Origin of the sequence: Maribacter sp. LLG6340-A2 (assembly GCF_045057105.1) — a bacterium.
In the GTDB taxonomy this organism is placed as follows: Bacteria; Bacteroidota; Bacteroidia; order Flavobacteriales; family Flavobacteriaceae; genus Maribacter.
The window spans coordinates 2727471-2740836 of record NZ_CP159332.1; the positions used below are offsets into that span (position 1 = coordinate 2727471).

12 protein-coding genes are annotated in these 13366 nt (G+C 35.6%); 7 read left to right on the forward strand and 5 right to left on the reverse strand.

Going from position 1 to position 13366, the window contains the following annotated elements; translation table 11 throughout:
• Window positions 1-30: 30 nt before the first annotated feature.
• Window positions 31-474 (reverse strand): DUF1569 domain-containing protein, encoded by a 444-nt coding sequence (locus tag ABVM52_RS11380; protein ID WP_405380572.1) that lies wholly within the window; start codon window positions 472-474, stop codon window positions 31-33.
• 62 nt (window positions 475-536) lie between these two features.
• Between ABVM52_RS11380 and radC the strand changes: the two genes are divergently transcribed.
• From radC to ABVM52_RS11410, 6 genes are all read left to right on the forward strand, one after another.
• Window positions 537-1235, forward strand: coding sequence for a DNA repair protein RadC (radC, locus tag ABVM52_RS11385; protein WP_405380574.1), 699 nt, complete (start codon window positions 537-539; stop codon window positions 1233-1235).
• 48 nt (window positions 1236-1283) lie between these two features.
• Window positions 1284-2531, forward strand: coding sequence for a polysaccharide deacetylase family protein (locus ABVM52_RS11390; protein WP_405380576.1), 1248 nt, complete (start codon window positions 1284-1286; stop codon window positions 2529-2531).
• Window positions 2524-3213, forward strand: coding sequence for a YjjG family noncanonical pyrimidine nucleotidase (locus ABVM52_RS11395; RefSeq protein ID WP_405380578.1), 690 nt, complete (start codon window positions 2524-2526; stop codon window positions 3211-3213). Before ABVM52_RS11390 ends, ABVM52_RS11395 begins: the two co-directional genes overlap by 8 nt.
• 47 nt (window positions 3214-3260) lie before the next feature.
• Window positions 3261-3809: a hypothetical protein gene (locus ABVM52_RS11400; protein WP_405380580.1), complete on the forward strand. Its 549-nt coding sequence runs from the start codon at window positions 3261-3263 to the stop codon at window positions 3807-3809.
• The gene (locus ABVM52_RS11405; protein ID WP_405380582.1) at window positions 3806-5251 is read left to right on the forward strand and encodes a DUF5723 family protein; all 1446 of its coding nucleotides are present in this window, start codon (window positions 3806-3808) and stop codon (window positions 5249-5251) included. Before ABVM52_RS11400 ends, ABVM52_RS11405 begins: the two co-directional genes overlap by 4 nt.
• A 76-nt stretch (window positions 5252-5327) precedes the next feature.
• Entirely contained in the window at window positions 5328-6239 is a 912-nt protein-coding gene (locus ABVM52_RS11410) for a hypothetical protein (RefSeq protein WP_405380584.1), read from the forward strand.
• Here ABVM52_RS11410 and ABVM52_RS11415 read toward each other — a convergent pair.
• Complete coding sequence (locus ABVM52_RS11415) at window positions 6236-7513, reverse strand: replication-associated recombination protein A (protein ID WP_405380586.1); 1278 nt, start codon at window positions 7511-7513, stop codon at window positions 6236-6238. The genes ABVM52_RS11410 and ABVM52_RS11415 overlap by 4 nt on opposite strands.
• A gap of 134 nt (window positions 7514-7647) precedes the next feature.
• Here ABVM52_RS11415 and ABVM52_RS11420 point away from each other — a divergent pair, with 134 nt between their 5' ends.
• The gene (locus ABVM52_RS11420; protein ID WP_405380588.1) at window positions 7648-8397 is read left to right on the forward strand and encodes a rhomboid family intramembrane serine protease; all 750 of its coding nucleotides are present in this window, start codon (window positions 7648-7650) and stop codon (window positions 8395-8397) included.
• Between the two features lie 3 nt (window positions 8398-8400).
• Here ABVM52_RS11420 and rlmB read toward each other — a convergent pair whose 3' ends face one another.
• From rlmB to ABVM52_RS11435, 3 genes are all read right to left on the reverse strand, one after another.
• The gene (gene rlmB / locus ABVM52_RS11425; RefSeq protein ID WP_405380590.1) at window positions 8401-9135 is read right to left on the reverse strand and encodes a 23S rRNA (guanosine(2251)-2'-O)-methyltransferase RlmB; all 735 of its coding nucleotides are present in this window, start codon (window positions 9133-9135) and stop codon (window positions 8401-8403) included.
• A gap of 68 nt (window positions 9136-9203) precedes the next feature.
• The gene (locus ABVM52_RS11430) at window positions 9204-9944 is read right to left on the reverse strand and encodes a hypothetical protein (protein WP_405380592.1); all 741 of its coding nucleotides are present in this window, start codon (window positions 9942-9944) and stop codon (window positions 9204-9206) included.
• 58 nt (window positions 9945-10002) lie between these two features.
• Window positions 10003-13338 (reverse strand): VCBS repeat-containing protein, encoded by a 3336-nt coding sequence (locus ABVM52_RS11435; protein ID WP_405380594.1) that lies wholly within the window; start codon window positions 13336-13338, stop codon window positions 10003-10005.
• Window positions 13339-13366: the final 28 nt, after the last annotated feature.

The window sequence follows — 13366 nt, forward strand, 5'->3', positions numbered from 1 at the left end:
GGGTAAGAATACAATTGCACACTTACTGGTTTATAGCCCAAACTGTCTTAAATGATGGTCTAAGTGCTTATACTCCAATTGACCCCATTGTTCTTTGGTGAATTCCCCAAATGCAGGATGTGGATACCATTTTTCGCGACTTTTGGTTTCGTGAAAATCATCTATCAGTTGATGAAGCACATTATATTCTTCTTCAAAATTTTTCTCCTCTTTTGCTTTAAGTTGTGGAGCTGTGGGTAGTCCTTTGCGCCAAGGTTTATCGTTATACAATGATTTTTTGAAAAAGGTCTTAACGAACCAATTCCCTTTAGAGGTGTTGGGACGGTTTTCTACGGCCAATTTTAAAGGGTATTGACAATGCCAGCACATCTGTGCAACGGACATTTTGCCCCATTGTCTATCAGCATCCTCCTTCAGGTTTTTAAGTCGACCTTTTATATCTGTATAGCCATCTTCGTTTAAAAGTGATTTCATGGTAGTTATTTTAATTGATGCTTAAATTTAGTATAAAATAATTAGTTCAGTATCTTTAGCCTATGCCGGATAAAGCTACATCCTTTTCCATTAAAAATTGGTCCGATGATGATAAACCACGGGAAAAACTTGTGCAGAAAGGGCGTTCTGTTTTGTCCGATGCAGAATTGATCGCAATTTTAATTGGCTCAGGAAGCAGGTCAGAGAGTGCTGTAGAACTATCTAAGCGCATTTTGGCATCCGTAGATAACAACCTTAATGAATTGGGAAGACTTTCTGTTAAACAATTAATGGCCTTTAAAGGTATAGGGGAAGCAAAGGCCGTTACCATTGCGGCCGCCTTGGAAATGGGCAGAAGGCGTAGGGGAGAAGAATCACGGAAAGTAAATAAAATTTCAAGTAGCCAAGATGTTTATCATTTGCTACACCCTTTAATGGGCGAGTTGGAGCATGAGGAATTCTGGATTCTTTTCTTAAATAACTCCAATAAGGTGCTGCATAAGGCCCAAATGAGTAAGGGTGGTATAACCGGTACGCTGGTAGATGTTCGTTTGGTAATGAAACAAGCCCTGGAACTTGGTGCCGTAGCGATTATACTGGCCCATAACCACCCCTCCGGTACATTGCGCCCCAGTGCGGCAGATAAACAGATTACACAAAAAATAAAATTGGCAAGTGAAACTTTGGATGTAAAGGTATTGGACCATTTGATCATTACCCAGAAAAGTTATTTTAGCTTTGCAGATGAAAAATTGCTTTAAATGTTATTGATCTATACCCATAAAATAACACCCCGACTTACCTATATCATGAGGCATATCTTTGTGAATATTTTGGGTATTGAACTTGATTTTACCACTAAGGTAGAAGAATTTATAAGACATACCGGACCTAAGATTACCTATACCAAACAACCCTTACAGAATGAGTTTTTTATTAGGAGCAATGACCTACTTTTTGAACAGGGCATTAATGATGTACAGATAAGTGTTGGGGATTGGGAAGGTATACCGAGTTTTTTTTCCAATGGAGAGCGTAGTAATGTTCCCTTTGATATTTTTGCGGCAAGCTTTTTTCTTTTGGCCAGGTATGAGGAATATTTGCCACATGTAAAGGATATTCATGGTAGGTTTTCACCAAAGGACAGTATAGCTTATCAAAATGATTTCTTACAAAAACCTGTAGTTGACCTTTGGGCCTATAAGTTGTTAGCGGCCTTAAAAGAACGTTTTGAGGGTCTGGAGCATGCCGCCAGAGCTTATGATTATATTTCGGTGATAGATGTGGCTACCTCTCATTGCTATGCCAATAGAGGTTTTGTGCGTGGTTTTGCGGGCTTGGTAATGGACCTTGGAACTTTAAAATTAAAGCGGGTTTATGAACGTATGGCTGTTCGTTTTAAAAGATTAAAAGACCCATATGATAATTTTGAGGCATTGATTGCCATGCATAAAAAGTATCAGGTAAAATGTAATTTTTTTTTCCAGTTTGCGGACTATTCCAAATACGATAAGAACGTATCTACAAATAGCATGAAATTTAAGTCGCTCATTAAATATGTAGCGGACTATGTTCCTGTTTCCTTGGCGGCTTCCTATAGTTCCTTTTCCAATCTAGATTTGTTGAAAAAAGAGAAGTCAAACTTGGAGGTGGTCATCAATAGGCCGGTAAATAATTCTAAAATGCGTTACAATAGGGTAGATGTGCCTGAAACATATAGAAATTTAATTGCTGCGGAATTTACAGATGATTATACCATGGGGTACACGTTTGAACTAGGTTTCCGTGCCGGTACATGTACCCCTTTTCAATTTTACGATATTCCTTTGGAAGTAAAACAGCCCATAAAGGTACATCCTTTTGCCATTCACGATTATGCCTTGTCAAAAATCAAGAAAGACGATGCGGTATTGCAACAGGTGAAAAGAATTCAAGAAGATGTAGAATATGTAAATGGTAGGTTGATTACTATGTTTACCAATGAGCTTTTGGGAAACAAGGACGAAAGAAATTGGTTAAAGCTCTATGAGGAAATTATAAAACAGCAACATGTTTAAGGATAAAGTGACCGATGTTTTTTTTGACCTTGATCATACCTTATGGGATTTTGATCGGAATTCTGCCTATACGTTTCAAAAGATATTTGCCGCACAGCAGATCAATCTTGATCTTTCCAAATTTTTAGAGGTATATGTACCATCCAATTTACGGTTTTGGAAAATGTATAGGGAAGAAAGAATTACCAAGGAGGAATTAAGGTATCAACGTTTAAAATCTGTATTTGATACGCTATCCTATAATATATCGGATAACATAATCCATGTGTTGTCTCAAGAGTACATTAATCATTTATCTTCATTTAACCATTTATTTCCTAACACTATAGAGGTTTTAGAATATTTAAAACCAAAGTATAGGCTGCATATTATTACCAATGGCTTTCAGGAGGTACAGGAAAAAAAATTGGTGGGCGCAGGTATACATAGTTATTTTGAACATATTATAAATTCTGAAATGGCTGGCGTTAAAAAACCAAATCCAATAATTTTTAACCTTGCTTTGCATAGGGCAGGAGTAGCGCCTGAGAAGTCTTTAATGATCGGCGATAATTTAGAAGCGGATATTTTAGGGGCCAAGGCGGTTGGTCTACACACGCTACATTTTAATGCTCACCAAGAAGAAAGACATGATGTAGCACCCATAATTTACGATCTACAAGAAATAAAATCCATTTTATAGAGTTGTTAGTATAGGAGGTTTTGCCCTCTTTACTTATAATTTTAACGATGATAAAAGGGGTTTGTAACTTCATAGCGGTTTTTTTAGCTTTTGCATTGTTGCTTTCTTGTAGCGATAAGCAAGATTTTAACCAGTTGGATGATTTGCAGGTTACACCAACCTATGAAACAAGCGTATTTTACGTAAAGGCTCAGGAAAGCATTATCAACCGTATTTCTGGAATTAGCTTTTTCTCGCAGGATTTTAATTTTGATGCTTTTGCAGAACCTGTTTTTGCCAATAGGGTGCTATCTGGGGTTTTGACCTATGAGCTTGAAAATACTACAAGTAAGCCTATTGAAATTGTTCTTGAGTTTTTGGACGAAAATGATAATGTGCTAGATACCGAAGTTTTTAGGACAGACGCTGCACCTACGGCAACTTTAACCAGGAACGTTGCTTACGGACCAGCTGGCAAAAATTTGGAAATCATTAGAAATACTTCAAAAATAAGATTGAATGCCACTAACCTTGGTGACAATGATAGTGAATCCAGCTTACCTGATCCAGCAATAATTCTACGTTCTAGTGCTAAATTTACTTTAGAGGTAAGATGAGTTTATCCCGTTTTCTCCCCATAATTGTAATTTTGTTTACTTTGGTCTCTACTGCCCAGAACAAACAGATTCTTTATGATTTCGATGAAATACCACAGTCATTGAATTTGAATCCAGGAATGGAAACCGATTTTAGATGGTATGCAGGAATTCCTTTTCTGTCAGGTATATCAGGTTATGCTGGGTCCAACGGTATTTCTGTCAATGATATATTTGCAGATGACGGTTTGGATATTAACTTGAAAATAAGGGAGCGGGCATTGAATGTACTAACTCCTAAAGATGAGTTTAGCACCACGGTACAACTAGAATATATCAATGGTGGTTTCCGATTATCTGACCCTTCTATCTTTTATTCTTTTGGTGGATATCTTGAGTTGGATAACATTACATATTGGCCTCAAGATTATGCTAGCTTAATTTTTGACGGTAATGCAGACCAATTGGATAGGGAATATGATCTGGGCGACTTAAAATCCAGAGGATTTATGGTCAATGTAATGCATTTTGGTATCAATAAAAAAATGGATAGAAATTTAACCCTAGGGATAAGGGGAAAAATATATTCAGGCATTGTTGATTATAGTTCTTCTACCAATAACGGCTATTTTAGGAATACATTAGGACAGAATAATAGAATTGCATCGACTTTAAGTGCTGACTTAAGACTGCAAACATCTGGTTTTCAAGATTTGGACCAAGCTGCCGATGATGATGCCGTGGGCAATGAATTCATAAAAAGAGCATTTCTAGGAGGAGATTTAGGACTTGGACTTGATGTAGGCTTTACCTATCATTTATCAGAGACCACAACACTTACCGGAAGTATTTTGGATATTGGGTTTATGCATCATTCCAATGACACTAAAGTTTATAGCTTAAACGGTAGGGCAACCGTAGAAGGTATACAAATAGATATTCTTGAAGATTTTGCTAATTTAAATACAGATTTTTGGCAAGATTTGGTAGATGAAGTAGAAGCGGCAATACCATTTACAACGAATACAAATAGTTATATTAGTTTTAGACCTATAAAACTGTATGCATCCATTCGTAATGACTTTGGCCAGCCTGTAGGTAATACGGGCGGACAGATTAACTGTAATTGTGCCGCAGGTGCTACGGCTGGTAATGAGTTGCGTACGGCATACAGAAATTCTGTTGGTGCCCAACTTTATATGATAAATAGACCACGTGGTCCCCAAGCCGCAATTACTGGGTTCTATACCCGAAGAATTGGAAATATATTGGCTTTGAAGGCCACCTATACGGCAGATAAATTTACCTATACCAATTTGGGACTTGGATTAAACATACAGGCAGGTCCGGTGAATGTATACGTTATGGCAGATAATTTACTTTCCTATCAAAATTTAGCGGCAAGCCATTATGCATCTTTTCAATTTGGGATGAATATCATATCCTGGGGGACTAAAAAGTAAAGCGTCTTCTTGCTTCAAATTATTTTTTTGGCATGCTTTTTTCATATCTTTCCATGAATTAAAAATTTATTACGTTTTGAAAACAATTTTTGCCCTACTATTTACTTCCTTAGGTATTTCTGCCTATGCCCAGACTAACTTGAACGATTACAAGTATATTGTTGTGCCTAAAAAATTTGAAACCTTTAAAAAGGCCAACGAACATCAAACCAGCACATTGGTTAAATACCTTTTTAACGGAAAAGGGTTCAATGTGGTTTATGATGACGCCTTGCCGTTAGAGTTAAGGTCCAATAGGTGTTTGGGTCTTATGGCAGATTTGCTTGATGATAGTTCTATGTTTACGACGAAAATCATGATAAATCTTACGGACTGTAATGGTGTAGAAGTTTATAAGACCATGCAGGGCACAAGTAAGGAAAAAGAATATAAGGCTTCTTATTCAGAAGCTATAAGAGAGGCGATGCGCTCATTTAATAGTGTGGATTATGCCTATACCGGTGGTAATATGAATGATGAGACCATTACGGTAAATTTCAGGAACGATGTTAAAACCGTTCAAGAACCAAAAGTAAATAACGATAAGGAAGTTCAAAAAGCACAAAAGGAGATTGTGGCTAAAGAACCTAAGAAATCTAAAGTGATAGAGCAAGAGGCTACAGAAAGCGCTCAGCTTTACAAGAACAACGAACCTGTAACCTCTACCATTACCAAGGTAGAAAAAGAGGAGCCTAAGTTTAAAAAACTGCAACCCAATCTGTCAAAAATTAAGGATGTTCTATACGCACAATCCACTGAAAATGGCTATCAGCTAGTAGATAGTACACCTAAGATTAGAATGAAATTATTGAACAGTTCTGCTGAAAACGTATTTATGGCACAAGCCGATGATAAAAACGGAATGGTCTATCAAAAAGATGGCAAATGGATTTTTGAATATTATCAGAACAATACATTAATTCAAGAAGAGTTAAATATTAAATTTTAAAAATCATATTTATCTTTCCATCTATTCTTTAAAAAATCACTTAAGGCCTTCTCCCTTGGATTATGGCCTGGTTTGTAAAAAGTAGTGCCAATAAGCTCTTCGGGTAAAAATTCCGCATCCACAAAATTATTTTGATAGTCATGGGCATACTTATATTCTTGCCCATAGCCTAAATCTTTCATTAGTTTTGTAGGAGCATTGCGCAACGATAAAGGAACGGATAGGTTACCCGTTTGCTTAACTGCTTGTTGTGCTTTACCAATGGCCATATAACTCGCATTACTTTTTGCCGAGGTTGCCAGATAGATTGCACATTGGCTCAGAACAATACGGGCTTCCGGATAACCAATGGTAGAAACAGCTTGGAAAGTGGTGTTCGCCATTACCAAAGCCGTGGGGTTTGCCAAACCTATATCCTCAGAAGCGGATATAAGCATTCTACGAGCTATAAACTTTACGTCTTCACCGCCTTCTATCATTCTTGCCAACCAATATACCGCACCATTGGGATCACTACCTCTTATGGATTTAATGAATGCCGATATAATATCATAATGCTGCTCACCTGTTTTATCATAAAGTACTGTGTTTTTCTGAACTTTGGAGAGTACCAGTTCATCCGTAATAACTATGGTTTCACTATCTTCTGAATTAACTACAAGCTCAAAAATATTAAGCAGTTTTCTGCCATCTCCACCGGATAATCTCAATAAGGCTTCGGTTTCCTTAAGTTCAATTTGTTTAGATTTTAACAAACTGTCCTTAGCCATTGCCCTTTTTATCAGATTCTCTAAATCAGTTTTTCCAAAGGCATTTAAAATATATACCTGACACCGGGACAATAGAGCGGGAATAACCTCAAAACTGGGGTTTTCCGTAGTTGCCCCAATCAAGGTTACCCATCCTTTCTCAACGGCACCTAACAATGAATCTTGTTGTGATTTACTGAACCTATGTATCTCGTCTATGAACAAAATAGGGTTCTTAGCGGTAAAAAGGCCACCCGCCTGTTTGGCTTTTTCTATAACTTCCCTAATATCTTTAACACCACTATTAATTGCACTAAGGATATAGAATGGTCTTTGGCTCTCTTGGGCAATAATATTGGCCAGCGTGGTTTTACCGGTACCAGGGGGACCCCATAAAATTAGCGAAGGAATAATACCTTTTTTAATTTGATGGGTTAGCGAGCCTTTTTCACCTACCAAATGATGTTGACTAATATACTCATCCAATGTTTTTGGACGTACGCGTTCTGCTAAAGGTTCATTCATGTTACAAAAGTATGATAAACTTAAAAGATTGGATAATTCTAATACACCAATCCATGCCTTTAATAAATAATGACAATTTGACCAGATTGATTAATTTGGAGACATAATTGCTTTTTAATAGAAAATTCTTAGATATGTTAGATTTTGGACATTTTCAATTTTCCAAGACCAATGTAATTGTGCCATTATTAGGTATGATTATTATATGGTTGGTTTATTGGATGGAACTACAAATGGGCATTAATTTAAATGACTTTGGTATTTTGCCAAGAACAGTTTCCGGATTAAAGGGTGTATTGTTTAGTCCCTTTATTCATGGTTCTTTAGAACATCTTTATAACAATACCATTCCTCTGGGCATTTTATTGATGGCGCTTTTTTATTTTTATAGAAACCTTGCTTGGCGTATACTTTTTTATGGTGTTTTACTATCAGGATTTTTAACTTGGTGCATAGGTAGAACCTCATACCATATTGGAGCAAGCGGACTCATCTATGTATTGGCTAGTTTTATTTTTTTTAAAGGGGTATTTAGCTCCTATTTTAGATTGATTGCACTTTCCTTAATAGTAGTTTTTATCTATGGTAGTTTATTATGGTATATTTTTCCGGTTAAGGAAGGTATATCTTGGGAAGGACATTTGTCGGGATTTTTAACAGGTCTTTTATTGGCCATGATTTTTAAAGTACATATCCCTGTGCATAATAAATACGATTGGGAAAATGAGGATTATAATGAAGATGAAGACCCATTTCTAAAACATTTTGATGAAAATGGGAATTTTAAAGAATTACCTGCAGAGGAGGAAATCGAAAAAAAGGATTCCTTAAAAATAACCTATATCTATAAAGAAAGTCCTGATCATAAAGATAAGGAAGAATAAATGCTATAATCTTTGACGTACTGCCTCATATAAGAAAACAGCACAGGCCACAGATACATTTAAAGATTCTATTTCACCTAGTAAAGGAAGTTTAGCTTTATAATCCGAAGCCTTTAAAATAGAAGGGGAGATACCACGATCCTCAGCACCCATTACTATAGCAATAGGTTCCTTAAAGGAAATATCGTAAACGGAATCTTTGGTCTTTTCCGTAGCGGCTACAATTTTAATACCGCATGCCTGTAAATAAAATACAGCATCCTTTAAGTGGTCTACCTTTGCAATAGGCACTTTGTACGCCGCACCTGCAGATGTTTTTATAGTATCTGCCGTTACCGGGGCCGCACCTTTTTTCTGCACAATAATACCATCTACACCGGTACATTCCGCCGTTCTGATTATTGCTCCAAAATTACGGACATCAGAAAGTTGGTCAAGTAGTAAAAATAGGGTAGGACCTTCTTTTTTGTCAGCTTTCTCTACTAACTCTTCTAAGGTAAAAAATGAAATAGGTGATATATTCGCCACCGCACCTTGGTGGTTGTTTTTAGTCAACCGGTTTAATTTTTCTACCGGTACATAGACCATATTGATCTCGTTTCTGCGCAAAAGACTCTCCAGTTCCTTCATGAGCTCGCCTTTTAAGCCTTTTTGAAGAAATACCTTATCTATCTCCTCGTTAGAGTTAACGGCTTCTATAATGGCTCGTAATCCGTAAATTTGGGTAGTTTTTTGCATGGGGCAAAGGTAAATAAAAAACCGCCCAACTATTGCTGGGCGGTTGTAAATCTTATTGTCAAAAGAAATTAACTGTTCAAATAATCAAATACCTTGATTAGATCTTGTTCGTTCTTTATATTTAGTTCGTTTTCTTTTAAATATGTTTTCAATTCTGCCTTTTTGCTACCGTCTAAAAGTTTTAGCAAATGGTTGTTTTTTAGTTTAATTTCATCCATTCGGTTTACACCTTCTTTTTGAAAATAATACTCTGTAAATTGTGTAAACCTACTTGGTACTGCCTTTACAAATGAATTTGGCGCGGGCTTACCTTCTGTAAACTTTACGTAGTTTCTTTTGTATAAGTCATAGGTTTTGCCATCAATAATTGTGGTAAGATAGCCGTTTAACGTTTTTTTCTTTGATGTAGTAAATGTTTTAAAGCTCATTTTCTTTCCATCGGTCAAAATACTTATTTTTTTATCCCTTGATAGGCTTTGAACGGTAGCTTCTTCAATGTTGGCTTTTTTAATCTCTATTTCTTCATTTAAGGCGTTGTATCTGTAAAAAATCTTACCCATATTTTCACCGCCGTAGTACATAGTGGTGGGTAAAAATGAATCTGAGATATAAGGTGATCCTTGATAATCAGAATATGTATTTTCTTTTTTCTTGTTACGCTCGCTAATAGGCCCCATTAAATCATAAATGGCTCCAGAGGCCCCTTCACCACCTCCTGCGGACATGTTTGTGGATGCTTGACCTGCATACTGACTTATCCCTGTAGTTACTGCTCCAAATATAAAGAACAGGCAAAGTAAATTTCTCATAATGATTTCTTTAAGCTTAAACATAATAAAATTATACTAATAGATAGGTAATTAAAAGTTAATTTGATGTGAAATTATAAGTATACATCTCATTATTATTATTTGTGCAAATTAGAAGCGGTTTATTTTCATATTCGGTAATAATTATATCCTTGAGATTGTCAGTAAAATATAAGCCTGCTTTCTCGTATGACATGGGTGTGTAACCATCTTTTTGGTTAGATAGTAATACCAGACCGGATATTGCATCCAACCTAGGGGTTTCCACTTCTGTTTCAAATATATTTCCAGCAACTATGCAATCTTCAAAACCATCATGGTTTACATCAATAAATGAGCTGCCCAATATTGGAAATTGTTGCGCTTCTATTGGCAAAGGCTTTGTTTTAAAATTACCGTTGCCCTGGTTGATGAGCAAAACAGATTGAAAATTCGTAACTTCCTTTTTATAGGAGTTCTCTAGGTTTTCTCCATATATATCCTCTAAGGATGCATGTGCAAATGATGAATAACTTTTAAATTTATTTTTAATAAATGGCATCTGCTGTGAAGAACATTCCCTACCACGAACCGGAACATATTCCCCTTTGTATTTTTTGCTTAACACCACATCATTTGTACCGTTGTTATCAAAATCATTAGAATATATTTTAAAGGTTTTTTTATTACTTGCCTTGAATTTTAAATTAAGGCCAACATTACCCACTAAATAATCTTTTAAACCATCATTATTAATGTCAGTTTCCTGAATGGAAAACCACCAACCTTTTTCTAATAATGGGTCAATTTTGTCCAAAGTAAATATCCCATTCTCATTTTTGAAAAAACCTATTCCTGTCCATTCCCCTACAGCAATGAAGTCTTGCCAGCCATCATTGTTGTAGTCTGTGCTAATGATGCTATTAACAATACCAAAATCTTTTAGTTGTGGTACAATTTCCTTGGTAACATCAATTAGTGACCCATTTACATTTTCGTATAATGTTGAAGAAGAATGCTGTGGATATTTATTTGGAATAGATCTGTTGCCAACCAAGATGTCCATATCACCGTCCTTATCAAAATCTATTATTTCTACACTTTTGCCATTCTTAGCGAACGAAACTAAAGCAGGGTCATTGGATTTTGAAAACTCACCAGAACCGTTATTAATGTATAAACGATCTTGGTACAAAGACGAATTTTCTTGGTATTCGTTGCCACCGCTTACCACATAAATGTCCAAATCGTCATCATTATCCAAATCTAACATTATTGACTCCATATCTTCATAGGACTTGTCTTTATTAAATACCTCAGGAATGTATTTTTGGTATCCATTGGTGGTTTGAAAATAAATACATGCGGGTTGATTGGATGCTCCACCTATAAACAAATCTGTTAAGCCATCTGAATTTAAATCGCCCTGTGAAATAAAAGGTCCAAAAGTAGATTGTTTATACGGTAGTAATATTTCTGAACTAAAATCATCATATTCATTTTCAATATGGGTGTACTCAAGGCCTATTGTTTTAGGTTTCAATTCATTGAAAATAGGAGGGAGGGGTAATTTAAAATGGTTTACCTCTGTTGCATTTTTAATGTTTAATTGTAACGTGGTATTTACACTAACATCATACATATATTGGGTTTTCCCATTTAACCAAGTTATGCATAGAGTGTCTATTTTAGAATGTGTTCCTAGGCCAAAATGTATATTGTTCTCCTGAGAAGACATATACCCCCTAACTCTTTTAAGTTCTGCAAACTGCGTTTTGCCACTATATTTTATTTCTACTTTACAAAACGACTCTGAGGTATCTCCCACGGGTTCTATTTTTAAATAGTTGCCTTTGTCATTTTCCATGGTGGTATTTTTATAAAGAAATGCCTCTTCATCCATATTGTTGACGATCAAATCTATATCGCCATCATTATCCAAGTCGCCTTGGGCAACTCCGTTACTAAAAGAATAGTCGTTTAATCCCCAATTTTCTGCTTCTTCCGTAAATGCCAAACTACCATCATTACGGTACAGAACATTTGGTAATTTTTCTGATGGCATAGATGCATATAACTGTTCCTTTATTTCATAAGGAACATTTCTTCCATACTTTCTTTTTGCAGCAAAGACTTTGTTCTGTAAATCATTATCAAGTGCATACCTTCTATACCCGTTACTTATATAGATATCGTTATCCTCGTCATTGTCAAAATCTGACATTAGCACAGACCAGCTCCAATCTGTGTTTGCGGTCTCTGTTAACTGAGAAATATTATTATATTTTTTATTTCCTAAATTTAACTGCAGGGAGTTAAACATATATTGGTAGTGAAAATCTGCATTATTAACCAGATAATCAAACCTTTGTGGATTCATACTGGCCATTAAGGTCTTGGACCTAATGTGATCGCTTGACGACATATCCAAAGTAAAAATATCTTGTTTAGAATCTGCATTGATATCCGCGATATCTATACCCATGCCATAATATGAAATGTGCTGTGTATAATCTTTGATAGATTCCTTGAACGTGCCATTTTGCAGATTTATATACAAAGCATCTGGTATATAATAATCACTGGTCAAGTACATATCTAACCATCCGTCTTTATTAACATCACTTATGCATAGGCCTAATCCAAAAATTGGATTCTCAATACCGGCATCTTTTGTGATATCAATAAATTTTCCATTTTTATTTTCATAGAAATGAGAACTGTTAAAATATTTTATTTCATTGTTCTTATTGACAATTTGGTAAAAATTTATGGGGTCAACCCCGTAAATTTCATTTTCGTTCATGACTATACAATCCAAATCGCCGTCTTGATCATAATCAAAAAAAGCAGTTTGTGTAGAAATTCCCATATCTGCCAACCCATATTCTTCTGCCTTATCTGTAAAGGTCAAATCTTGGTTATTGATGAGCAATACGTTTTTTCTGTTTACACGTTCTTTTGGACCACCCTGTGATATATAGATATCTTTGTAGCCATCATTATTAATGTCTACAAAGGTAATTCCATTACTCCATTCTTTTTTGGCATTGATACCGGATGTATTGGAAATATCCTTGAATTCTAGATTACCTTTATTTAAAAATAATTTATTAGGAACTTGATTCCCACAGAAAAATACGTCCAATAGGCCATCATTGTTTAAGTCTTCTACACCTACACCTGCGCCATTATAAAAATAATCGAAACTAAAGAGGTTCTCCAAAGTCTCAAGATTTTCGCTAATGTTATTTGAGAAGGTAATATTACTGTAGCTACTAGGTATTTTTTCAAAGATGGGAGCTATGGTTTCACTATTGTTTTTATGAGCGATCTCATTTAATGTTGAAGACGACTCATTTTTTGAATTACATGAGATAAATAAAATGAAGAGTATATAGAAATATTTTTTCATGAATTATTGATAATTTACATGGATAGTT

Bases quoted from the DNA above. Each gene is read 5' to 3' on its own strand.
- radC (WP_405380574.1), top strand. From the start codon at position 537: ATGCCGGATAAAGCTACATCCTTTTCCATTAAAAATTGGTCCGATGAT.
- ABVM52_RS11390 (WP_405380576.1), top strand. From the start codon at position 1,284: ATGAGGCATATCTTTGTGAATATTTTGGGTATTGAACTTGATTTTACC.
- ABVM52_RS11380 (WP_405380572.1), bottom strand. From the start codon at position 474: ATGAAATCACTTTTAAACGAAGATGGCTATACAGATATAAAAGGTCGA.
- ABVM52_RS11435 (WP_405380594.1), bottom strand. From the start codon at position 13,338: ATGAAAAAATATTTCTATATACTCTTCATTTTATTTATCTCATGTAAT.
- ABVM52_RS11430 (WP_405380592.1), bottom strand. From the start codon at position 9,944: ATGAGAAATTTACTTTGCCTGTTCTTTATATTTGGAGCAGTAACTACA.
- ABVM52_RS11415 (WP_405380586.1), bottom strand. From the start codon at position 7,513: ATGAATGAACCTTTAGCAGAACGCGTACGTCCAAAAACATTGGATGAG.
- ABVM52_RS11405 (WP_405380582.1), top strand. From the start codon at position 3,806: ATGAGTTTATCCCGTTTTCTCCCCATAATTGTAATTTTGTTTACTTTG.
- ABVM52_RS11400 (WP_405380580.1), top strand. From the start codon at position 3,261: ATGATAAAAGGGGTTTGTAACTTCATAGCGGTTTTTTTAGCTTTTGCA.
- ABVM52_RS11395 (WP_405380578.1), top strand. From the start codon at position 2,524: ATGTTTAAGGATAAAGTGACCGATGTTTTTTTTGACCTTGATCATACC.
- ABVM52_RS11420 (WP_405380588.1), top strand. From the start codon at position 7,648: ATGTTAGATTTTGGACATTTTCAATTTTCCAAGACCAATGTAATTGTG.
- rlmB (WP_405380590.1), bottom strand. From the start codon at position 9,135: ATGCAAAAAACTACCCAAATTTACGGATTACGAGCCATTATAGAAGCC.